General features: G+C 70.9%; 22 protein-coding genes. 12 read left to right on the forward strand and 10 right to left on the reverse strand.

Annotated elements, in window-relative coordinates; genetic code table 11:
• The first annotated feature begins 84 nt into the window (after positions 1-84).
• From MED01_RS05515 to MED01_RS05530, 4 genes are all read left to right on the forward strand, one after another.
• Complete coding sequence (locus MED01_RS05515) at positions 85-1,878, forward strand: RelA/SpoT family protein (protein WP_238667490.1); 1,794 nt, start codon at positions 85-87, stop codon at positions 1,876-1,878.
• A gap of 53 nt (positions 1,879-1,931) precedes the next feature.
• Complete coding sequence (locus MED01_RS05520) at positions 1,932-2,474, forward strand: NUDIX hydrolase (protein WP_238667434.1); 543 nt, start codon at positions 1,932-1,934, stop codon at positions 2,472-2,474.
• The gene (locus MED01_RS05525) at positions 2,471-3,340 is read left to right on the forward strand and encodes a nucleotidyltransferase family protein (protein ID WP_238667435.1); all 870 of its coding nucleotides are present in this window, start codon (positions 2,471-2,473) and stop codon (positions 3,338-3,340) included. Before MED01_RS05520 ends, MED01_RS05525 begins: the two co-directional genes overlap by 4 nt.
• A 79-nt stretch (positions 3,341-3,419) precedes the next feature.
• Positions 3,420-3,707: an Lrp/AsnC family transcriptional regulator gene (locus MED01_RS05530; RefSeq protein ID WP_238667436.1), complete on the forward strand. Its 288-nt coding sequence runs from the start codon at positions 3,420-3,422 to the stop codon at positions 3,705-3,707.
• Positions 3,708-3,810: 103 nt separating this feature from the next.
• Here MED01_RS05530 and MED01_RS05535 read toward each other — a convergent pair whose 3' ends face one another.
• The 5 genes from MED01_RS05535 to ctaE form a co-directional block, all read right to left on the reverse strand.
• Positions 3,811-4,503 carry a DUF4142 domain-containing protein gene (locus MED01_RS05535; protein ID WP_238667437.1) on the reverse strand — a complete coding sequence of 231 codons (693 nt, stop codon included), beginning with the start codon at positions 4,501-4,503 and terminating at the stop codon, positions 3,811-3,813.
• 194 nt (positions 4,504-4,697) lie between these two features.
• Entirely contained in the window at positions 4,698-6,329 is a 1,632-nt protein-coding gene (gene qcrB / locus MED01_RS05540; RefSeq protein ID WP_238667438.1) for a cytochrome bc1 complex cytochrome b subunit, read from the reverse strand.
• Positions 6,326-7,414, reverse strand: a complete 1,089-nt coding sequence (gene qcrA / locus MED01_RS05545) for a cytochrome bc1 complex Rieske iron-sulfur subunit (RefSeq protein WP_238667439.1) — start codon at positions 7,412-7,414, stop codon at positions 6,326-6,328. The genes qcrB and qcrA overlap by 4 nt, the downstream gene beginning before the upstream one ends.
• A gap of 64 nt (positions 7,415-7,478) precedes the next feature.
• Positions 7,479-8,315 carry a cytochrome bc1 complex diheme cytochrome c subunit gene (gene qcrC, locus MED01_RS05550; RefSeq protein WP_238667440.1) on the reverse strand — a complete coding sequence of 279 codons (837 nt, stop codon included), beginning with the start codon at positions 8,313-8,315 and terminating at the stop codon, positions 7,479-7,481.
• A 70-nt stretch (positions 8,316-8,385) separates the two neighbouring features.
• Complete coding sequence (ctaE, locus tag MED01_RS05555; protein WP_091408043.1) at positions 8,386-8,985, reverse strand: aa3-type cytochrome oxidase subunit III; 600 nt, start codon at positions 8,983-8,985, stop codon at positions 8,386-8,388.
• 108 nt (positions 8,986-9,093) lie between these two features.
• On the opposite strand from ctaE, the gene MED01_RS05560 reads away from it, so the two are divergent.
• The 4 genes from MED01_RS05560 to MED01_RS05575 all read left to right on the forward strand — a co-directional run bounded on the left by MED01_RS05560 (position 9,094) and on the right by MED01_RS05575 (position 12,133).
• The gene (locus MED01_RS05560) at positions 9,094-10,014 is read left to right on the forward strand and encodes a cytochrome c oxidase assembly protein (protein ID WP_372493587.1); all 921 of its coding nucleotides are present in this window, start codon (positions 9,094-9,096) and stop codon (positions 10,012-10,014) included.
• Between the two features lie 103 nt (positions 10,015-10,117).
• Complete coding sequence (locus tag MED01_RS05565; protein ID WP_238667441.1) at positions 10,118-10,513, forward strand: response regulator; 396 nt, start codon at positions 10,118-10,120, stop codon at positions 10,511-10,513.
• 91 nt (positions 10,514-10,604) lie between these two features.
• Complete coding sequence (trpD, locus tag MED01_RS05570) at positions 10,605-11,648, forward strand: anthranilate phosphoribosyltransferase (RefSeq protein ID WP_091407511.1); 1,044 nt, start codon at positions 10,605-10,607, stop codon at positions 11,646-11,648.
• A 284-nt stretch (positions 11,649-11,932) separates the two neighbouring features.
• Positions 11,933-12,133, forward strand: a complete 201-nt coding sequence (locus MED01_RS05575; RefSeq protein ID WP_238667442.1) for a hypothetical protein — start codon at positions 11,933-11,935, stop codon at positions 12,131-12,133.
• Positions 12,134-12,375: 242 nt separating this feature from the next.
• Here the strand turns inward: MED01_RS05575 and MED01_RS05580 are convergent, their stop codons facing one another.
• Together MED01_RS05580 and ctaC are read right to left on the reverse strand one after the other, a co-directional pair.
• A complete protein-coding gene (locus tag MED01_RS05580) occupies positions 12,376-12,801 on the reverse strand; it encodes a cytochrome c oxidase subunit 4 (protein WP_238667443.1) in 426 nt (141 codons plus the stop codon).
• A 9-nt stretch (positions 12,802-12,810) separates the two neighbouring features.
• Positions 12,811-13,782, reverse strand: coding sequence for an aa3-type cytochrome oxidase subunit II (ctaC, locus tag MED01_RS05585; RefSeq protein WP_238667444.1), 972 nt, complete (start codon positions 13,780-13,782; stop codon positions 12,811-12,813).
• A 230-nt stretch (positions 13,783-14,012) separates the two neighbouring features.
• Between ctaC and MED01_RS05590 the strand changes: the two genes are divergently transcribed.
• Together MED01_RS05590 and MED01_RS05595 are read left to right on the forward strand one after the other, a co-directional pair.
• Positions 14,013-15,164 carry a cysteine desulfurase family protein gene (locus MED01_RS05590; RefSeq protein ID WP_238667445.1) on the forward strand — a complete coding sequence of 384 codons (1,152 nt, stop codon included), beginning with the start codon at positions 14,013-14,015 and terminating at the stop codon, positions 15,162-15,164.
• Positions 15,161-15,394, forward strand: coding sequence for a sulfurtransferase TusA family protein (locus MED01_RS05595; RefSeq protein WP_238667446.1), 234 nt, complete (start codon positions 15,161-15,163; stop codon positions 15,392-15,394). The genes MED01_RS05590 and MED01_RS05595 overlap by 4 nt, the downstream gene beginning before the upstream one ends.
• Positions 15,395-15,508: 114 nt before the next feature.
• Here MED01_RS05595 and MED01_RS05600 read toward each other — a convergent pair whose 3' ends face one another.
• From MED01_RS05600 to MED01_RS05610, 3 genes are all read right to left on the reverse strand, one after another.
• Positions 15,509-16,489 (reverse strand): carbohydrate kinase family protein, encoded by a 981-nt coding sequence (locus MED01_RS05600; RefSeq protein WP_238667447.1) that lies wholly within the window; start codon positions 16,487-16,489, stop codon positions 15,509-15,511.
• Positions 16,490-16,675: 186 nt separating this feature from the next.
• Positions 16,676-17,044 (reverse strand): iron-sulfur cluster insertion protein ErpA, encoded by a 369-nt coding sequence (gene erpA / locus MED01_RS05605; protein ID WP_030337969.1) that lies wholly within the window; start codon positions 17,042-17,044, stop codon positions 16,676-16,678.
• Between the two features lie 181 nt (positions 17,045-17,225).
• Entirely contained in the window at positions 17,226-18,365 is a 1,140-nt protein-coding gene (locus tag MED01_RS05610; RefSeq protein WP_238667492.1) for a glycerate kinase family protein, read from the reverse strand.
• A gap of 68 nt (positions 18,366-18,433) precedes the next feature.
• Here MED01_RS05610 and nadA point away from each other — a divergent pair, with 68 nt between their 5' ends.
• Both nadA and murA read left to right on the forward strand, forming a co-directional pair.
• On the forward strand, positions 18,434-19,633 hold the full coding sequence (gene nadA, locus MED01_RS05615; protein ID WP_238667448.1) for a quinolinate synthase NadA: 1,200 nt from the start codon (positions 18,434-18,436) through the stop codon (positions 19,631-19,633).
• A 213-nt stretch (positions 19,634-19,846) separates the two neighbouring features.
• Complete coding sequence (gene murA / locus MED01_RS05620) at positions 19,847-21,202, forward strand: UDP-N-acetylglucosamine 1-carboxyvinyltransferase (RefSeq protein WP_110564159.1); 1,356 nt, start codon at positions 19,847-19,849, stop codon at positions 21,200-21,202.
• Positions 21,203-21,304 lie beyond the last annotated feature (102 nt).

A 21,304-nucleotide genomic window follows, 5' to 3' on the forward strand; every position in this document is an offset into this window, starting at 1 on the left:
GAGAAGTGCAGTCCTGCCCGATTCGTGGGCCTGCTCCCCCGCCGGGTCCCGGCGATGTGGAGCCGGGGTGAGGAGGTGTCCCTCGTGGACGTCGACGCCGGACACGGCGCCGCCCTGGGGGGCGCCCTGCCGACACAGCCGGGTGAGCTGCCGCTCGCCCGCCGGCTGCGGTCGCTGCTCAGCTGGCCGACCACCGACTCGGACCCGGTCACCCAGCTGGTCCGCACCCACCGGGGCATCCATGCCGGCACCGACCCCGCGGTGCTGCGCCGTGCCTACACGATCGCCGAGAACATGCACCGCGGGCAGTTCCGCAAGAGCGGGGAACCGTACATCACCCATCCCCTCGCGGTGGCGCAGATCTGCGCCGAGCTGGGGATGGACACCACCACCCTGGTCGCGGCGCTGCTGCACGACACCGTGGAGGACACCCGCTACACGCTCCAGGCGCTCTCCGAGGACTTCGGCGGCGAGGTGGCCCACCTGGTCGACGGGGTGACCAAGTTCGACAAGGCGTTCTACGGCAAGGCCGCCGAGGCGGAGACGGTCCGCAAGATGATCGTCGCGGCCGCCAAGGACGTGCGCGTGCTGATCATCAAGCTGGCTGACCGGCTGCACAACATGCGCACGCTCGGGGTGCGCTCCGCGTCGTCGCGGGAACGGATCGCCCGCAAGACCCAGGAGGTGCTGGTCCCGCTCTGTGACCGGCTGGGCATCCAGACCCTCAAACGCGAGCTGGACGACGTGGTGCTGCTGCACCTTGAGCCCGACGAGCACGCCCGGCTGGCCCGGCACGTGCACGATCGGCCCGGCTGGGATTCGTACCTCGACTCGGTGGTCACCCGGGCCCGGGTGGCGCTGCGCCGCAGCCGGGTCGACGCCGAGGTGAGCCCCCGTCCCCGGCACCTCTACTCGATCTGGAAGGACACCATCGCCGGCGGCCACACGGCTCCGTACGACCTGCCCCGCATCGTGGTGGTGGTCGACGGCCCGGCCACCGACTGTTACGCCGCGCTGGGCGCGATCCACGGCACCTGGCGACCGGTGCCCGGCCGTTTCAAGGACTTCATCGCCTCGCCGAAGAACAACCTCTACCGTTCGCTGCACACCAGCGTCTGCGGCCCCCAGGACCGCACAGTGGAGGTGCTGATCCGCACCGAGGAGATGCACCGCTCGGCCGAGTACGGCATTGCCGCCGACTTCCGTTTCCCCAGCTCCGGCAGCAGCACCGCCGCGGCCCGTGCCGAACAGTTGGACTGGCTGCGCCGGGTGCTCGACTGGGAGCCGGACGCCGCCGACCCGGCACAGTTCTACGAGTCGCTGCGCTGCGACCTGGCCGAGGGGCAGATCCAGGTCTTCGCGGACGGCCGGCAGGTAGTGCTGCCGGCCGGTGCCACGCCCGTCGACCTCGCCTACGAGCTGGGCAACGACCGGGGCGACCACTGCCTCGCCGCCCGCATCAACGGTCGGCTGGCCCCGCTCAGTTCGGAGCTGGACGAGGGCGACGTGGTGGAGATCTTCACCGAGAACGACGGCGACAACGGCTTCGAGGCCGGTGTGGCGCCGCGCGGCCCCCGGCGGGAGTGGCTGACCTTCGTCAAGTCGCCGCACGCGCAGATGCAGATCAACAGGTGGTTCGCCGAGCACACCGAGCCGGGGATCACGATCAGCGACAAGGTCCGCCTCGGTCGGGCCACCATCGGGCTCGCCCTGCGTCAGCACAACCGGGGCCTCGCCAGTGACCTGCCACTGCTGCGCCTGTCCGAGGAGTTGGGTTACCCCGACCTGGAGACCTTGTTGGTAGCGGTCTTCGACCGGGCGATCGAACCGGACACCGTGGTCCGCCAGCTCATCGACCTGGTCGACCATCGACAGTGACCCGGCGGGCCCCAGCGCGACCGAAAGACATTCGCGACCACTAGCCTGGAGTCATGATCCCCCGCTCCCGCGCCACCGGTCGGGCCCTCTTCTACCAGGCCTTCTACCGACTGCCGCTGCCGGTGCGTCGACGCCTGGTCCGGCTGGCCGTGCCCAAGTACATCGTCGGCGCGGTGACCCTGGTCCGGGACATTGAGGCGACGGGCGCGGGTCGGTTGCTCATGCTGCGCCAGCCGCCCGGCAAGGGCTGGTCACTCCCCGCCGGCCTGCTCAACCGGGGTGAGTCCCCGGTGGTGGGCGCGGCCCGTGAGCTGTTCGAGGAGTCCGGGGTCCGGCTCCCCCCGTCCCGGCTGCGCCCGGCGGTGCCGAACGCGATCGTGCACGCCAAGGGCTGGGTGGACATGGTCTTCGAGGCCGAGGTGCCGGCGTCCAGCACCGAGCTGACAGTCGACGGCGCGGAGGTCTTCGAGGCCGCCTGGCACCCCCTTGACGACCTGCCCAAGCTGACCTGGCCGACGGCCCGGCTGCTCGCCTACTACGACATCGGGCCGCTGGCCGGGCAGTTCCCGCCGCCGGTGCCCGACGACACCCCGTGACCGGCGCGGCCGGTGTGCCGGCCCAGCTGTGCGCTGTGGTGCTGGCCGCCGGCGAGGGCACCCGGCTGCGCCCGCTCACCGAACGGCTGCCCAAGGCGCTCTGCCCGGTGGGCAACGTGCCCCTGCTGGATCGGGCGTTGGCGCGGCTGGCCGGCCTGGGCCTGACCGGTCCCGACCGGGTCGCGGTGAACGCCTGCTACCTCGGTGACCAGGTGGTGGCGCACGTCGGCGACCGCGCACACCTGTCGGTGGAGCCGGGCGACCCGCTGGGCACCGCGGGCGGGGTGGCCAACCTGCGGGACTGGATCGACGGGCGACCGGTGCTGGTCGGCAACGCCGACGCGTACCTCGCCGACCCGGCTGCTCCCCCGGGCCCGGACGTGGCCGCCCTGCTCGACGGCTGGGACGGGCACACCGTACGCCTGCTCGGCCAGCCCGCCGCGGACCCGACGGCGCCGGGCACCTTCGCCGGGCACTGCTTCACCGGCTTCTCGTTGCTGCCGTGGCGGCTGGTCCGGGACCTGCCTGTCGTCTTCTCGGACCTGGTACGCGCCGTGTGGCGTCCGGCCGAGGCGGCTGGCGACCTGACTGTGGTGCCCTACCCGGGCACCTTCTTCGACACCGGCACCCCGGCCGACTACCTGGCGGCCAACCTGCACTCCGCAGCCGGCGGCGTTCTCGTCGAGGAGTCCGCGACGGTGACCGGCCACTGTGTGGAGTCGGTCGTCGGCGCGGGCGCGCGGGTGGACGGTGACGTGTCCCGCACCGTGGTGTGGCCGGGCGCGACAGTACGGGCCGGCGAGCGGCTGCGGAACGTGATCCGGGCCGGGCGCGACCTGACAGTGCCCTGCCCCGCCGAGGGCTGAGCCCCGACGGCTCCCGCCTCCGGTCTCGGGCCGGAACATCTAGCATGGGCGACGACGCCGACGAACGGAGAAATGCCCCGTGATCACCGCGATCGTGCTGATCGACTGCGCCACCGATGCGATCCCCGAGGTGGCGGAGAACCTGGCCAACCTTCCCGGCGTCAGCGAGGTCTACTCGGTGGCCGGGCACGTCGACCTCATCGCCATCGTCCGGGTCCGCGAGTTCGACCAGATCGCCCAGGTCATCGCGGGCAGCATCTCCAAGGTCCCGGGAGTGCTCAACACCGAGTCGCACATCGCCTTCCGGGCGTACTCCCAGCACGACCTGGAGGAGGCGTTCGCGATCGGTCTGGCCAGCTCCGACTGACCCGCTCGCCGTTTCGGGTCCGCGCCGGCCGTATGGCGGCGCGTAGCGCGCACAGGGCGGCCGGCCCACCCCGAGGGTGGACCGGCCGTCTGCTGTGGCTACGTCAGCTCTCGCTGGGAGCCGGTACCTCGGTGCTGCCGCCGCCCGGAGCCGGCGACTCGGTGCCGCTGCCGCCCGGAGCCGGCGACTCGGTGACAGTGCCGCCCGGAGCCGGGGACTCAGTGCCGGTGCCGCCCGGGCTGGGCGTACCGCTGGCGCTGGTCTGCGGAACCGGGATGCCAAGCTTGTTGGCGAGCGCCACCAACTCGTCGTAGTGCGTCTGCAGCGTCGGAAGCGCCGTCTGCGCCAACTGGACCACCGACTGCTCGGAGCCCTGCGAGATCTCCGTCTGGGTGGCCTGGATGGCCTGGACGTGGCCAGCCAGCTCACTGGTCACCCAGAGCCTGTCGAACTCCGCGCCGCTGGCGTTGTTCAGCTTGTCGATGACCGCCTGCTGATCGGCGCTGGGCTCGTTCGGCAGTTCCACCCCGAGCTGCGACGCGGTCTGCTGCACCGTCTGGTCCAGCTGGGTGTGGTCGGTCTTCAGCATCGCGCCCAGGTCCTTGACCCCCTGGTCCTGGCCCTTCTGCTGAGCCAGGTCACCAGCGGTGATCTCGAACAGGTTGACCTGGTGTACCGCCTGCAGGTACTGGGTGTCCTGCGTTGACGGCTGTGCCGCGGCCTGCGCGGCCGCAGCCGGCGCGACACCGACAAGTACCAGCGCGGCCAACAGGCCGAGGCGTTTGATACCCAACATGCTTCCCCCCCTTGAGACGTTGGACCGCACGGATACCCGGCTCACCGGGGTTATTCCTGCGATCGCCCGTCGCCCGGCGTCGACCGGTCCCGTCAGGGCCGTCCGACTCCTGGTCGGATGGGCCGGGGGGTGTGGATACGACGGGGCGCCCGCCGAAATCCGGCGGGCGCCCCCGTAACTGTGTGACTGGGCGGTCAGCGGCGGCTTTCGCCGCTGCCGATCTCCTCGCGCTCGGGCCGGGCCTCGACCGGCGGGTGCCCCGGCGAGACCGGTGCCTCGACCGGCTTCTCGATCGGGTAGAAGAAGCCCCGGATGGCCGGGCCGAGGGCCCCCAGCCGGTTCATCTTCTTGGGTACGACCCAGCCGACGTAGTCCAGCTGGCCGTGACCGTCCGCGTGCCCGTTGGACGCGCTGAGCGGCTGGTGCACCTCGACGAACCGGCCGTCCGGCAGGCGCCGGATGATGCCGGTCTCCACGCCGTGCGCGAGCACCTCCCGGTCGTGCTGCTGCAGACCCAGGCAGAGCCGGTAGGTGACGTAGTACGCCAGCGGCGGGACCACCAGCAGGCCGATGCGGCCCGCCCAGGTCATCGCGTTCAAACTGATCTGGAACTTGTCCGCGATCACGTCGTTGGCGCCGGAGAGCGTCAGCACGATGTAGAACGAGACGGCCATGGCGCCGAGGGCGGTCCGGGCCGGAGCGTCCCGGGGACGCTCGAGCAGGTTGTGGCTCTTGCGGTCCTTGAGGTGCCGGGCTTCCAGGAACGGGTACATCGTCGACAGGCCCACCAGGATGCCGGGCAGCACTACCGTCGGCCAGAAGAGCGGCGGGATGACGTACCCGTCGCCGATCGGGATGGGGATCTCCCAGGCCGGCATGAGTCGGGTCGACCCGTCGAGGAACATGACGTACCAGTCGGGCTGGCTGGCGGCCGAGACCACCCACGCCTCGTACGGGCCGAACAGCCAGATCGGGTTGATCTGGAACAGACCGCCCATCAGCGCGATGACGCCGAAGACGACCATGAAGAAGCCGCCCTGCTTCAGCGCGTACCGCGGGAACATCCGCTCGCCGACCACGTTGTTGTTGGTCCGGCCGGGGCCGGGCCACTGGGTGTGCTTCTGCTTGAAGACCAGACCCAGGTGGACGCTGATCAGCGCGACCAGCAGACCCGGGATGAGCAGCACGTGGGCGATGAAGAACCGGCTGATGATGATCGTGCCGGGGAACTCGCCGCCGAAGACCGACGAGGTGACCCAGGAGCCGATCACCGGGATGGACAGCATGATCGCCGAGGCGATCCGCAGGCCGGTGCCGGACAGGCCGTCGTCAGGCAGCGAGTAGCCGGTGAAGCCGGCCAGGAAGCCGACCCAGAACAGCAGCGAACCGATGATCCAGTTGGTCTCGCGCGGCTTGCGGAAGGCGCCGGTGAAGAAGACCCGCAGCATGTGCACGACGATCGCGGCCATGAACAGCAGCGCCGCCCAGTGGTGCATCTGCCGCATCACCAGACCGCCGCGGACGTCGAACGAGATGTCCAGGCTGGAGGCGTACGCGGCGGACATCGGGGTGCCCTGCAACGGCGCGTAGCTGCCGTCGTAGACCACCTCGGTCATCGCCGGCTCGAAGAAGAAGGTGAGGAACACACCGGTCAGCAGCAGCACGATGAACGAGAACAGCGCGATCTCGCCGAGCAGGAAGGACCAGTGGTCCGGGAAGACCTTGTTCAGCAGCTTGCGCAGCGGGGTGGCCACCGCGAAGCGGTCGTCCACTCCCACCGCGGCCTTGCCCGGCGTCGCCGCAAGGTCAAACTTTCGACGCTTCATGGCCGCTCCCAGAAATCAGGCCCGACGGTCTCGGTGTAGTCGGACTTCGCCACGAAGAAGCCCTCGGAGTCCACCTCGATCGGCAGCTGCGGCAGCCGCCGGCTGGCGGGGCCGAAGATGGGCCGGGCGTTGTCGGTGATCAGGAACTGGGACTGGTGGCACGGGCAGAGCAGCCGGTTGGTCTGCTGCTCGTACAGGCTGGCCGGGCATCCCGCGTGCGTGCAGATCTTGGAGAACGCCGCGTAGTTGCCCCACATGTAGTCGCCGTGGCCGACCTTCTCGTTGGCCCGGCGCGACTCCTGCGCGTCCGAGTCGCGGAGGTGGATCAGCAGCGTCGGCGAGTCGGCGTGCCTGTTGCTCACACCGTGGTCGATGCCGGGGAAGACGGTCAGCTGCCCACCGGTGCTGATGTCCGCCGGGCGGATCGGCCGGCCGTCCTCGCGGACCAGGCGGATCCGCTGGCCACCCTCGGCCGCGGCGAACCCGGTGGTGAACATCTGGTTGTTCTTGTGCGGCTGCGAGATCAGACCGCCGACCAGCGGCGCCGCGGCGACCGCGGCGACCGGCGCGAGACCGGCCAGCAGCGAGATGCCGAGCAGGGGGCGACGCTTCACGCCCAACTCGTCAGCCATGTAGAGCATGGTCTGCCCGGTGATGGTGCGGCCTTCGGAGTCCACCTGACCCTCGTGCCGGTCCTGGATCGAGACCTCCTTGGGCAGCAACTTCTTGCCCCAGGTCAGGATGCCGAAGCCGACGGCGAGCAGCGCCACGCCGAGGGTGAAGCCGAGCAGCGGGGTGTAGAACTTGTCGCCGCCCCGGCCCGCCTCGTACTGCCACGGCCACCAGATGTAGATGGCCAGGAACGCGGTCGCGGCCAGGCCGGTGATCAGGAAGAAGCCGGCGACCACACGGGTCAGCCGACGCTCCGCCTTGGTGCCCGGCAGCACCTGCGGCTCGTAGTGGACGATCTCGATGTCGTCCCGACGCGCGCCCTCGCGAACGATGTCGAACCGGGTCAGCTTGGGGTCGTTCACGTCGAGCGGCTCCGGGCCCTGTGGGGCCTGGTGCTCGGTGTGGGTGCTCATGCCGTCACCTCGCTACGGGTGGCGCCGAGCGGCACCACAGCACTGAATCGGATGGCCTGCTCGATCACGACTTACCCGCAATCCACAGGCTAGCGAAGACGAGCGCCACGATGCCAACCAGGAAGATCGCCAGGCCCTCGGTGGACGGGCCGTACCGCCCGAGGTTGAACCCACCCGGGTCCTGGTCGTGCTTCAGCGTCTCCTGGATGTAGGCGATGATGTCGGCCTTCTGCTCCGGCCGGAGCTGGTTGTCGCCGAACACCGGCATGTTCTGCGGGCCGCTCAACATCGCCGCGTAGATCTGGCGGTCGGTCGCGGGGTGCAGGCTCGGGGCGAACTTGCCCGAGGAGAGCGCACCGCCGCCGCCACCGAAGGCGTGGCACTGCGAGCAGTTGATCCGGAACAGCTCACCGCCGGCGGCGATGTTGCCGTCCTCGCGGAGGTCGTCGCCCTCGGGCACGACCGGGCCGCCGCCAAGCTCCTGGATGTACTGGGCCAGCTGACGGGTCTGCTCGTCGGTGAAGAGCGGGGGCTTGCGGTGCGCCTGGGCCTCCTGGCGGGCCAGCGGCATCCGCCCGGAGCTGACCTGGAACTCGACCGATGCCGCGCCGACGCCGATCAGGCTCGGCCCGCGACCCTCGACGCCCTGGGCGTTGCGGCCGTGGCAGGTCACGCAGCTGACGTCGAACAGCGCCTTGCCCTCGGCGGCGGCGCCGGTCAGCTGCGGGTTGTCCTGTGCCTGGGCGCCCGGGGCGAAGACGGTGTACGCGCCACCGGCGAGCATCAGCGCGGCGATCAGCCGGACCGCGGCGCCCAGCCGGCGGCGGCCCCTGCTGCGCACGGCGGGCCGCTCACGCAACCGCGCGAGCAGACCGCGTCGGCGGTCGTTGTCAGAAGTCATGAGCGGTGTCCTTAACCGGTTGGACCTGTCTCAGGGGACGGAGCAGCAGCGCGGAATGTGACGCGCAAGATCACTGGAGCCAGTAGATCATGGCGTACAGCCCGATCCACACGACGTCGACGAAGTGCCAGTAGTACGACACGACGATCGCCGACGTCGCCTGCGCCGGAGTGAACCGGCCCATGGTCGTACGGACCATGAAGATGATGAAGGCGATAAGTCCACCGGTCACGTGCAGGCCGTGGAAGCCGGTGGTCAGGTAGAACACCGACCCGTACCCGTCTCCGTTGATCTTGATGCCGTCGGCGACCAGGTGCCGGTACTCGTTCAACTGGCCGAGGACGAAGATCAGACCCATCACGAAGGTGACGGTGAACCAGCGCCGCAGCGCGTGCACGTCACCCTTCTCCGCCGCGAAGACGCCGAGCTGGCACGTCACCGAGGACAGCACCAGGATCACCGTGAAGGTGGTCGCGTACGGGATGTTCAGCGCTTCGGTGTGCTTCTCCCACTGCTCCGGCGCAGCCGCGCGGATGGAGAAGTACATCGCGAACAGCGCCGCGAAGAACATGAGTTCGCTGGAGAGCCACACGATCGTCCCGACGCTGACCATGTTTGGTCGGGTCAGAGAGTGGATCCGGCTCTTGTCAATGGCTGGGGCCGCAGTCACGCCGTCATTATTGCCCCTGACCGGGGCCGCCGATCAGCGGGGTGGCAAACCTGCGCCTTCCGTGGCCCGAGCGTCAGGGTCCGGTTCGCCTGGCCTAGCCTGAAAAGCGTGCTGCACGTCGATCCGATCTTCGCCGCCACCTCGGCCCCGCCGCCGTTCACCGTCGGCGCGGTGCTGACCGAGACCAGGCTGGACAGCTGGCTGGCCCTCGGCCTGGTGCTCGCCGCCGGCCTGTACCTCTACGGGGTGTACCGGCTGCGCCTGCGCGGTGACCGCTGGCCGATCACCCGTACCGTGTTCTTCCTCGGCCCCGGCCTGGGTGGCATCGCGCTGGTCACTGTCAGCGGGCTGCACGCGTACGACACCGCGCTGCTGTCCGTGCACATGATCCAGCACATGGTGCTCTCCATGGTGGCGCCGATCTTCCTGGCGCTGGGCGCGCCGATGACCCTGGCCCTGCGGACCCTGCCGGTCGGGCCGCGCAAGCGCCTGCTCGCGATCGTGCACAGCCGCGTCGCCCGGGTTTACAGCTTCCCGCTGGTGGCGTTCGCCATCTTCGTGGTCAACCCGTTCGTGCTGTACTTCAGTGATCTGTACCGCTACACCCTCGAACACGCCTGGGCGCACGAGCTGGTGCACGCGCACTTCATCATGACCGGCTGCGTGTTCTTCTGGCCGCTGCTCGGCCTCGACCCGCTGCCCGGCCGCTGGCCGTACCCGGCGCGTGCGCTGCTGATGCTGCTCTCCGTGCCGTTCCACACAGTGCTCGGCCTCACCGTCATGCAGAGCAGCACGCTCTTCGGCGGTGACTGGTACCCGTCGCTCAACCTCGGTTGGGTCGACCCGTGGCAGGACCAGGTGGTGGCCGGCGGCATCCTCTGGGCCGGTGGCGAGTTCGTCAGTGTGACCATGCTCGCGGTGCTCGTGCTGCAGTGGGTCAAGCAGTCCGAGAGGGAGGCCCGCCGGGTGGACCGCGAACTGGACCGCCAGGAGGCCCGCGAACGCGCCGCCGACGCCGCGCCCGCCTGAGCTGCCCGGACGGTACGCCCCGACGCGTGACGCCGGGCGGGATGTCGGCTACGTCACGCCGACCGGTACGATCTGCGGGCAGCTACGAGGTGGGAGTTCCGGCATGACCGATCGTCTTTGCACCGTGTTGCTCTACAGCGACGACCCGCAGGTCCGTGATCGGATGCGGATGGCTGTCGGCACCCGGCCAGCTCCTGGTCTGCAGATCGAATTCGTCGAGGCGTCGACCTACGCGGAGACCATCCGGCTGGTCGACGACTACGAGATCGACCTGCTGCTGCTCGACGGTGAGGCGAGCCCGGGCGGCGGCATCGGCATCGCCCGCCAGGTCAAGGACGACCGGAACGACGCTCCCCCGACCTGCCTGGTGATCGCCCGCGCCGCCGACCGATGGCTCGCCGCGTACGCCGAGGTCGACGCGACGCTGGTGCACCCGCTCGACCCGGTGACCACCGGCGGCACGGTGGCCGAGCTGCTGCGGACGCACGCACCCGCCTGACGTCCCACGCTCCTCCGGCACCCCCACGGCGCCGGATCTCCTCGGCGCCGGTTCCAGCCCACCCGCACTTCGCATGCTCGGGAGGCCCGCCATGGGCGATCGGACCTGGCCGCACCTGCTCAACGCGCTGCTGCGCGGTGACGAACTCTCCACCGCCGACACCGCCTGGGCGATGGACGAGATCATGACCGGCTCGGCGAGCGCGGCGCAGATCGCCGCCTTCGCCGTGGCGCTGCGGGCCAAGGGTGAGACGCCAGCGGAGCTGGCCGGCCTGGTGGAGGCGATGCTCGGTCGCGCGGTCCCGGTGGCGCTCCCGGAGGAGCTGCGCCGTACCGCGCTCGACGTGGTCGGCACCGGCGGTGACCTCGCCCACACTGTGAACATCTCCACGATGACGGCGCTGGTGGTCGCCGGCACGGGTGTCCGTGTCGTGAAGCACGGCAACCGGGCAGCCTCCTCCCTGTGCGGCACCGCGGACCTGCTGGAGTTCCTCGGCATCCCGCTGGATCTCGGCCCGGAGCAGGTTGCCCGCTGTGTCGAGGAGGCCGGCATCGGGTTCTGCTTCGCGGCCCGCTTCCACCCCGGGATGCGCCACGCCGGCCCGGTCCGCCGCGAGGTGGGCGTGCCCACCTTCTTCAACTTCCTCGGCCCGCTGACCAACCCGGCCCGCCCCCGGGCCGGCGCGGTCGGCTGCTTCGACCTGCGGATGGCCCCGGTGATGGCCAGCGTGTTCGCGGCCCGTGGCGACTCGGCGATCGTGATGCGCGGGGAGGACGGGCTGGACGAGTTCACCACCGCCGCGCCGACCAGGATCTGGGCGGCCCAGGGCGGCACCGTACGCGAGGCTGTGCTGGACGCGACGGACCTGGGGGTACCCCGGTCCACCCTCGCTGACCTGCGGGGCGGTGACGCCGCGTACAACGCGGGCGTGGCTCGTCGCCTGCTGGCCGGCGAGACGGGCCCGGTCCGGGACGCGGTGCTGGTCAACGCGGCGGCGGCGCTGGCCACCCAGGGCCCGCTGGACGGCGACCTGACCGAGGCGCTCCGCGCCGGCCTGGCCCGTGCGGCCGAGTCGATCGACTCCGGCGCGGCCGCCGCGACCCTGGATCGCTGGATCGAGACCGCCACCGCCTGACCTCACCACCACCCGACCCGCCGGCCACCACCCGACCCGTCGGGCGGCGGCGTCTCGGCCGGTGATCGACTCGGGTTCCTTGAACCCGTGGTGTCCGGGCAGCTCGAATGCCCCGACTTCGCTGAAGTCGAGTGGATCACGCGTGAGTGCCGACCGGCGGGCGACGGTGCGCGGAGATTTGTCGGACCCGTCTGGGAAACTACAGGTGAGTAGTTCTCTGCTGCCGTCGGTGCGTCGTTGTCGCATCCGGGGGCGGTCCGCCTGGTATCCGAGAGGAGACGCCCGTGTCGCACCGCGAGCTCTACTGCGACGTCTGCGAGGGCGTGGCGCTGTTCGAGGCGCCGCCCTGCGTCGACAGCCACGACACCGACTGTCCAGAGCTGATCTGCACCGACTGCGGCGCCGCCGTGGTGGTCGGCACGTTCGCCTTCCCGGTCACCCGGTTGGCCGCCCGCCGACGCCAGCCCGCCCGCCGCGCCGCCTGACCTCAGCGCCGCCCGACGGCAGCACCGCCTCACCGCCCGCGCCGCCTGACCGCCCGCACCGCCGCGCCGCCGCACCGCCCGCGCCGCCTGACCGCCCGCACCGCCGCACCGCCTCACCGCCCCGCCGCCTAGCCGCCGCGCCGCGCCAGCCGAGCCGAGATGGCGCATGACCGAAGGCCCGCTCCCCACTCGGGGAACGGGCCTTCGTCGTGCCTGGTCGGTCGCGACGGCGACCGGATGGGTCAGTGCTCGGCGGTACGCCGGGTGCCGCTGTAGTACTCGAACAGAAGCCCACAGGCGGAGAAGACGACGGCCACCAGGCCGGCACCGATCAGCCAGTACTGCCAGAACACCAGGCCGAGCGCGGCGATCGCGGCGGCCAGCGCCAGACCGAACGGCCAGTAGCTGCCCGGGCTGAAGAAGCCGACCTCACCAGCGCCGTCGGCGATCTCGGCGTCCGGGCGGTCCTCCGGGCGCAGGTCGATGCGGCGGGAGACGAACCAGAAGAAGCCACCGCACATCGAGCAGAGCAGGAACGACAGCAGCAGGGCGACGGTGCCGACCCACTCGACGCCGCCCGACTCACCGTTCGTCCAGGCGCCGTAGAGGATGGTGGCGCCGAAGAGGAACCCGGCGATGATCAGGAAGATACGCCACTCGGTCTTCATGCGGCTGCCTCAGCTTCCCGTGCGGGCCGGAACGTCGTCCGGGTTGAAGTTGTCCTGCGTCCGCCGCGTGTCGAACGGCTGCGTGGTCGTCGCGTACGGCTGCTCACCGATCGCGGACAGCGCATCCTGGGTGGACTTGCCGCTCTGCTTGGCCGCGAGGAACTGGTCGTACTTCTCCGGCGAAACCACCCGCAGCTCGAAGTTCATGAACGCGTGGTAGCTGCCGCACAGTTCGGCGCAGCGGCCGACGTAGGCACCCTCGGCGTCCAGGCTTGAGACCTCGAACACGTTGCGGATCTTGCCCGGCATGACGTCCCGCTTGAAGAGCAGCTCCGGCACCCAGAACGAGTGGATGACGTCGCGGCTGGTCTCCTCGAACCGGATGGACCGGTTGGTCGGCAGCACCAGCACCGGGATGACCTCACTGGTGCCGAGCGTCGACGCGGTGGTGCGGGCTTCCGTGCCCTGGCCGTCCCGGTAGTTGAACTGCCAGTTCCACTTGAACGCGACGACCTCGACAGTGACGTCCGGGTTCTTCGACAACTTGTCGACGTCGGTCTGCACGATCGCCGTGTAGTAGAAGAGCACGGAGACGATCAGGATCGGCGCGATGGTGTAGAGGAACTCCATCGGCATGTTGTAGCGGGTCTGCACCGGCAGCGCGTTGCCACGCTTGCGGTAACGCACGACGCACCAGAAGATCAGGCCCCACACGAAGACGCCGACGGCGAGCGCGGCGATGCAGGAGGCGATCCACAGGTCGTACATCCGCTTGGACTCCGCCGAGATGCCGCCCTGCGGCCAGCCGAAGCCGTCGAACGTCCGACCGACGTCACAGCCCGTGAGCAGAACCAGCAACGCCACGCCACCGAGACCGAGCCCGGCCAGGCGACCAGCACCACGCCCCCGGCGTCCACCAACCCCTGGGGAAGCGCTGTGCCGTACGGCCGACGGCCGTACCTCCGAACTCCTTGCGACCACCTGGTCCTGCCTCCCTAGCGCGCCGCGGTGCGTCTTTCCTCGGCACCCGCGGCAAAGGCGTCACCGACGGTCGCAGATTACTCGACCATGACGGACTCGGCCGTGGTGGGGTCACTGTCCGACCCCCATCGGGGGGATCCTGGGCATACCGCCGCGATAGCGTCTTGGTCTGTGAAGGCGTGGAGTGAGCCGGCGTTGCGAGCCCCGCAGCCACGAACGAAGGCGGGTCTGTGAGCGCATCCCCGGTCTACCTGGACGCGGCGACCGCCGCGCCGATGCATCCGGTCGCGCGGCAGGCTCTGCTGGCCGCGCTCGACGACGGCTGGGCCGACCCGGGCAAGCTGTACACGCAGGCCCGCCGGGCCCGGCAACTGCTCGACGCCGCCCGCGAGGCCACCGCCCTGACGCTCGGCGTCCGCGCCGACGAGGTCTCTTTCACCCCCAGTGGTACGACAGCGGCCCACGGGGCGGTGCTCGGCGGCCTGAAGGGGCGACGCCGGGTCGGGTCGACGCTGGTGCACTCGGCGATCGAGCACTCGGCGGTGCTGCACGCGGCGGAGCGGCACGTCGGCGCGGGCGGGACCGCCACAGTGGTGCCGGTCGACCGGTTGGGCCGGCTGGACCTGACGGCGTGGTCGACAGCCGTTCGGGCCCCGGGGGTCGCGCTGGCCGCGCTGATCACCGCCAGTCACGAGGTGGGGACGGTGCAGCCGGTCGCCGCGGCGGCGGCGGCCTGCGCCGACGTGGGTGTGCCGCTGTACGTGGACGCGGCGCAGTCGGTGGGCCGGGTGCCACTGCCGGCCGGCTGGTCGGTGCTCACGGCGAGCGCGCACAAGTGGGGTGGGCCACCCGGCGTGGGGGTGCTGGCGGTCCGGAAGGGCGTTCGCTGGGAGTCACCCTGGCCGGCCGACGAGCGGGAGGGCGGGCGTACCCCCGGGGTGGTGAACCTGCCCGCGGTCGTGGCGGCGGCGGCGAGCCTGCGGGCGGCGGCGGCCGACGCGGCGGCCGAGGCGACCCGGTTGACCGCCCTGGTGGACCGGGTCCGGGAGCGGGTCGCGGCGGAGGTTCCCGACGTCGAGGTGGTCGGCGACCCGGTACTCCGGCTCCCCCACCTGGTCACCTTCTCCTGCCTGTACGTCGACGGGGAGGCGTTGCTGCACGCCCTGGACCGGCGGGGCTTCGCCGTGTCGTCCGGCTCGTCCTGCACGTCGTCCACGTTGCGTCCGTCGCATGTGCTGGAGGCGATGGGGGTGCTCTCGCACGGCAACGTGCGGGTCAGCCTGCACCGGGAGACGACCGAGGCGGACGTGGAGCGGTTCCTGACCGAGTTGCCGGGAATCGTCGCCGGGCTGCGCGCCGAGGCCGGGGTGGTGGGGCTGTGACGGTGCCGGACGAGGTGATCGACTGCCGGGGGCAACGCTGCCCGCTACCGGTGATCGCGGCGGCGCGACGGATGCCCGAGGTGCCGGTCGGCACTGTGGTCCGGGTGCTGGCCGACGACCCGGCGGCAGCGGTCGACATCCCCGCCTGGTGCCGGATGCGCGGCCAGGAGTTCCTCGGCTCCGTCAACGGCCCGGACGGCCCCGCCTACGACGTACGCCGCACCCACTAACCCCGCGCCCCGCCCCCTCACCCCCGCGATCTTGCAGTTTCTGCGTGGACAAAGGGGTGCAGAAGCCGCGATACGGCGACAGAAAGTGCAAGATCGCCGGGGTGGGGGCGGGGGTTACGCCGGGAGGAGGTGGGGGCGGACCTCTTCTGCCGCGGAGTCGCCGTAGGACTCGGCGAGCCGCTTGACGAACAGGTCGCGGCGGACGTCGTACTCCTGGGTGCCGACGGTCTCCAGGACCAGCGTGGCCAGCAGCGAGCCGACCTGGGCGGCGCGTTCCAGGCCGAGACCCCAGGAGAGCGCGGTGAAGAAGCCGGCCCGGAAGCCGTCGCCGACGCCGGTCGGGTCGACCGCGCGGATCTCCCGCGCGATCGGCACGTGGATCGGGTCGATGCCACGCCCGGCAATCTCCACACCGTGCTTGCCCAGCGTGGTGACCCGCACCTTGACCAGGTCCAGCAGTTGGTCGTCGCTGAGCTGCGCCTTGCTCTGCAGCAGCGACTTCTCGTAGTCGTTCGTCATCAGGTACTCGGCGCCCTCGATCAGCGCCACCACGTCCTCGCCGGGCATCCGGGCGAGCTGCTGGGACGGGTCGGCGGCGAAGGCGTACCCGCGGGTGCGGCACTCGGCCGAGTGCCGCAGCATCGCCTCGGGGTCGTTCGCGCCGACCAGCACCAGGTCCAGACCGCCGAGCCGGTCGGCGACCGGGGCCAGCTCGATGTTGCGGGCCTCGCTCATCGCACCGGCGTAGAACGACGCGATCTGGCACATGTCGGTGTCGGTGGTGCAGACGAAGCGGGCGGTGTGCGCCACCTCGCTGATGTGCACCGAGTCGCAGTCCACACCGTGGCGCTCCAGCCAGGAGCGGTAGTCGGCGAAGTCGGCGCCGACCGCGCCGAGCAGCACCGGGCGCAGCCCGAGCTGGCCCATCCCGAAGGAGATGTTCGCCGCCACGCCACCGCGGCGGAGCACCAGGTCGTCCACCAGGAAGGAGAGGGACACCTTGTGCAGTTGATCGGCGATGAGCTGGTCGGCGAAGCGGCCGGGGAAGCTCATCAGGTGATCGGTGGCGATCGAGCCGGTGACGGCGATCTTCATGTCAACCCTCGGGGTCGGGAGCAGGGCGCGGTCAGCCTACCGGGACGGCAACGCGATGGTCACCGCTCGGTCGGACAACGGCAACCAACCCGCCACGGCCCCTCCCGGACCGGTGCGACAGCCGACCGGTACGGCGATGGGGCCGTCCCGAAGAACGGCCCCATCGTCGCTGGTGTGTGGTGTGACTCAGTTGAACGAGTCACCGCAGGCGCAGGAGCTGCCCGCGTTGGGGTTGTCGATGGTGAAGCCCTGGGCGTCGATCCGGTCGGCGAAGTCGATCGTCGCGCCGGAAAGGTACGGGGCGCTCATCCGGTCGACGACGACCTCGACACCACCGAAGTCGGTCACGACGTCACCGTCGAGCGAACGCTCGTCGAAGAAGAGCTGGTACCGCAGGCCGGAGCAGCCGCCCGGCTGCACGGCGACGCGGAGCCGCAGGTCGTCGCGGCCCTCCTGCTCGATCAGGGCCTTGACCTTCTGCGCCGCGACGTCGGTGAGGACGACGGAAGTAGGGGCCTGGGCCTCGGTCGACTCGGTCTGCGCTGGCGTGGTCACGTGGAAGTCTCCCTGCGCGGTTTGGGTCCGGACGTACTGGCCAACGTCGCGCGCCGTCCAGTGATTCCCGGTTGTGGTCCTCAACCGATGGTACGCCGCCTTGGCCGAGCTCACCCGCGTGGCGTGACCCCCGCCGCAGGTCGACCCTCAGTCGACGCGGGAGCACAGGGGCTCGGGGCGCTCAGCGGCTCCACTGCCGGGCCAGCCGGGCGCCCAGCTCGCGCAACCCCTCCGCGGGCCGGCTCAGCGCCGCGTCGAGCCCGCCGCCCTCCTCGCCGCCGAAGTGCTCCACCAGGCTGTACGCGTCGGTCACCCCGGCCGAGGCGGCCTCCCGCCGGCCGGTGCTCACCTGCCCGGCCACCACCACGCAGGGCACTCCCCGATCGCGGGCGGCGCCGGCCACCCCGGCGACGACCTTGCCGCGCAGTGACTGATGGTCGAACGACCCCTCGCCGGTGATCACCAGGTCGGCGGTGTCCAGCGCGGTGTCGAGTCGGGTGGCCCGGGTGACCAGGCCGATCCCCGACTCGCAGTCGCCGCCCAGGGCGAGAAGCGCGGCACCGATGCCGCCGGCGGCCCCGCCCCCGGGCAGCGCGCCGAGCCCCGCCGGGCAGCCGGCCAGGTCCCGTTCCAGCACCGCCGCGAAACGCTCCAGGGCCGCGTCGAGCAGCAACACGTCGGCGCGGTCGGCGCCCTTCTGCGGGCCGAACACGTTGCTGGCGCCGTGCAGGCCGAGCAGTGGGTTGTCCACGTCGGTGGCCGCGACCAGCCGGACGCCGCGCAGCCGGGGCGCGCCGTCCAGCGCGTCGACCGCGGCGAGCGCCGCCCCGCCGTACGGCAGCGCGGCGCCGCCCTGGTCGAGCGGGGTCACGCCCAGCGCGGCCAGCATTCCGGCGCCGGCGTCGTTGGTGCCGGAGCCGCCCAGCCCGATCACTACCGTGCGGGCACCGCTCTCCACGGCGGCGGCCACCAACAGACCCAGCCCGTACGAGGTGGTGGTCTTCGGGTCGCGCTCGGCCGCGGAGAGCAGGTGCAGGCCGCACGCCTGCGCGCTCTCCAGGTAGGCGGTCGAGCCGTCGGCGGTGAGCAGGATCTCACCAGCCGCCGGGCGGCCCAGCGGATCGACTGTCGACACCGGCACCCGCCGGCCGCCGAGGGCCTCGGCGAGCACCTCCACGAAGCCCGGTCCGCCGTCGGCGAGGGGCCGGATCAGCAGATCGTCTCCGTCGGTGACGGTCCGCCAACCGACGGCGACGGCGGCGGCCACCTCCGGTGCGGACAGGGTGCCGGCGAACTTGTCCGGGCAGAGCAGCACGCGCATGCCGAGCAGTGTGGCAGCCCACACCGAGCGAGGCTGCGCCGCGCTCGCGCTGTGGGACCATGGGCTACGTGACTTCGACCTGGGTGGAACCCTCCAACACGGCGACGGCTCTGCTGCTGCTCGGCCGGGGCAGCGACCCCGACACCGAGCGCGGCGTCGAGTGTCCGGGCGACCTGCCGGCGCCCAGCGATCCGGATCTGGTGGCCCGCGCCACCGCCGCGAAGGCGAAGCTGGGCAGCAAGGTCTTCGTGCTGGGGCACCACTACCAGCGCGACGAGGTGATCCAGTTCGCCGACGTGACCGGCGACTCGTTCAAGCTGGCCCGGGAGGCCGCGGCCCGCCCGGACGCGGAGTACATCGTCTTCTGCGGCGTGCACTTCATGGCCGAGAGCGCCGACATCCTCACCACCGCCACCCAGCGGGTGATCCTGCCGGACCTCGCGGCGGGTTGCTCGATGGCGGACATGGCGGTGCTGGGCCAGGTCGAGGCCGCGTGGGACACGCTGACCGAGCTGGGCATCGCCAGCGACACCGTGCCGGTGACGTACATGAACTCCTCGGCCGACATCAAGGGTTTCGTGGGCCGCAACGGCGGCGTGGTCTGCACCTCGTCAAACGCCAAGCGCGCCCTGGACTGGGCCTTCGAGCAGGGGTCGAAGGTGCTCTTCCTGCCGGATCAGCACCTGGGCCGCAACACAGCGGTTCTGGAGATGGGCCTGTCGCTGGACGACTGTGTGCTCTACGACCCGCACAAGCCCGGTGGCGGGCTCACCCCGGAGCAGCTGCGCGACGCCAAGATGATCCTGTGGCGGGGGCACTGCTCGGTGCACGGCCGGTTCACCCTGGAGAGCGTCAACGACGTGCGGGAGCGGGTGCCCGGGGTCAACGTCCTGGTCCACCCGGAGTGCCGGCACGAGGTGGTCACGGCCTCCGACCACGTCGGGTCCACCGAATACATCATCAAGACCATCGAGGCGGCTCCGGCCGGCTCGGCGTGGGCGCTCGGCACCGAGCTGAACCTGGTCCGCCGGCTCGCGCTGGCGCACCCGGACAAGCAGATCATGTTCCTGGACAAGGCCGTCTGCTACTGCTCGACGATGAACCGGATCGATCTGCCGCACCTGGTCTGGGCCCTGGAGGAGCTGGTCGCGGGCCGGGTGGTCAACCAGATCACGGTGGACGCCGACACCGCGCACCACGCGCGGGTGGCGCTCGATCAGATGCTCGCGTTGCCCGGCGCGGACACTCCGCCGCCGACTGTGTCCTGATCACGATCCGTAGCGCTCTTGGTACGCAAAAGTGCCGGATCACCGATTAATGCCACACACGCCGATGTGACCGAGTCCTTTTTCGTCACCGAGGGCTATGCTGCCCAAGCGACGACACACGCGGGCCGTTTCGACATGGCCGCATCCGGGGTAGCGACAACGTTCAGGCGCCCCACCATCAACACGGCAGCACCCGACGCGCTGGAGGTTGCGTTGACCGACGACGTCCTGGTTGTGCACGGAGGTACTCCGCTCGAAGGGCGGATCCGCGTGCGCGGCGCGAAGAACCTGGTTTCGAAGGCGATGGTCGCCGCGTTGCTCGGCGACAGCCCGAGCCGACTGTTCGACGTGCCCAAGATCCGTGATGTCGAGGTGGTGCGAGGTCTGCTCGGCCTGCACGGCGTCAAGGTCACCGACGGCACCGAGGACGGCGAGCTCGTCTTCGACCCGGCGAACGTGGAGAGCGCCAGCACCGACCAGATCAACGTGCACGCCGGTTCCAGCCGGATCCCGATCCTGTTCTGCGGCCCACTGCTGCACCGCCTCGGGCACGCGTTCATCCCGGATCTGGGCGGCTGCCACATCGGCCCGCGCCCGATCGACTTCCACCTCCAGGCGCTGCGCGAGTTCGGCGCCACAGTCGAGAAGCGGCCCGAGGGGTTGCACCTGTCCGCGCCGAACGGGCTGCACGGCACGAAGTTCGCCCTGCCGTACCCGAGCGTCGGCGCCACCGAGCAGGTGCTGCTGACCGCAGTGATGGCCGAGGGCGTCACCGAGCTGCGCAACGCAGCAGTGGAGCCGGAGATCATCGACCTGATCTGCATCCTGCAGAAGATGGGCGCGATCATCAAGGTCCACACCGACCGGGTGATCGAGATTCAGGGCGTGCCCAAGCTGCACGGCTACACCCACCGGCCGATCCCGGACCGGATCGAGGCGGCGAGCTGGGCGGCCGCCGCCCTGGCCACCCGTGGTCACGTCGAGGTGCTGGGCGCGCAGCAGGCCGACATGATGACCTTCCTGAACATCTTCCGCTCGGTCGGCGGCGAGTACGAGGTCACCGACGCCCGCGCGCCGAAGCTGGGCGACCCCGGTCAGGAGGGCGGCATCCGCTTCTGGCACCCGGGTGGCGAGCTGAACGCTGTGGCGTTGGAGACCGACGTGCACCCCGGCTTCATGACCGACTGGCAGCAGCCGCTGGTCGTGGCGCTGACCCAGGCCCGCGGCCTGTCGATCGTCCACGAGACGGTCTACGAGCAGCGGCTGGGCTACACCGAGGCCCTCAACTCGATGGGCGCCAACATCCAGGTCTACCGGGACTGCCTCGGCGGCACCCCGTGCCGCTTCGGCCGGCGCAACTTCAAGCACTCCGCGGTGATCGCCGGGCCGAGCAAGCTGCACGCCGCCGACCTGGTCATCCCGGACCTGCGGGCCGGGTTCAGCCACCTGATCGCGGCGCTCGCGGCCGAGGGCACCTCCCGGGTGTACGGCGTGGATCTGATCAACCGGGGCTACGAGGACTTCGAGGCGAAGCTCGCCGACCTGGGCGCGCACGCCGAGCGCCCGTAACCTCGCTCACCCATCGTTCGGCTACGACGGCTCCAGGTCGCCCTGCGACCTGGAGCCGTCGGTCGCTGTACCGCGATGTGCAGCGGGCGCGGACCGTTGGCT

Source organism: Micromonospora alfalfae (genome assembly GCF_022230925.1).
Lineage (GTDB): Bacteria > Actinomycetota > Actinomycetes > Mycobacteriales > Micromonosporaceae > Micromonospora > Micromonospora alfalfae.

Bases quoted from the DNA above. Each gene is read 5' to 3' on its own strand.
- trpD (WP_091407511.1), top strand. From the start codon at position 10,605: ATGGGCGATCGGACCTGGCCGCACCTGCTCAACGCGCTGCTGCGCGGT.
- qcrA (WP_238667439.1), bottom strand. From the start codon at position 7,414: ATGAGCACCCACACCGAGCACCAGGCCCCACAGGGCCCGGAGCCGCTC.
- qcrB (WP_238667438.1), bottom strand. From the start codon at position 6,329: ATGAAGCGTCGAAAGTTTGACCTTGCGGCGACGCCGGGCAAGGCCGCG.
- MED01_RS05535 (WP_238667437.1), bottom strand. From the start codon at position 4,503: ATGTTGGGTATCAAACGCCTCGGCCTGTTGGCCGCGCTGGTACTTGTC.
- MED01_RS05600 (WP_238667447.1), bottom strand. From the start codon at position 16,489: ATGAAGATCGCCGTCACCGGCTCGATCGCCACCGATCACCTGATGAGC.
- MED01_RS05565 (WP_238667441.1), top strand. From the start codon at position 10,118: ATGACCGATCGTCTTTGCACCGTGTTGCTCTACAGCGACGACCCGCAG.
- qcrC (WP_238667440.1), bottom strand. From the start codon at position 8,315: ATGACTTCTGACAACGACCGCCGACGCGGTCTGCTCGCGCGGTTGCGT.
- MED01_RS05580 (WP_238667443.1), bottom strand. From the start codon at position 12,801: ATGAAGACCGAGTGGCGTATCTTCCTGATCATCGCCGGGTTCCTCTTC.
- MED01_RS05520 (WP_238667434.1), top strand. From the start codon at position 1,932: ATGATCCCCCGCTCCCGCGCCACCGGTCGGGCCCTCTTCTACCAGGCC.
- MED01_RS05610 (WP_238667492.1), bottom strand. From the start codon at position 18,365: ATGCGCGTGCTGCTCTGCCCGGACAAGTTCGCCGGCACCCTGTCCGCA.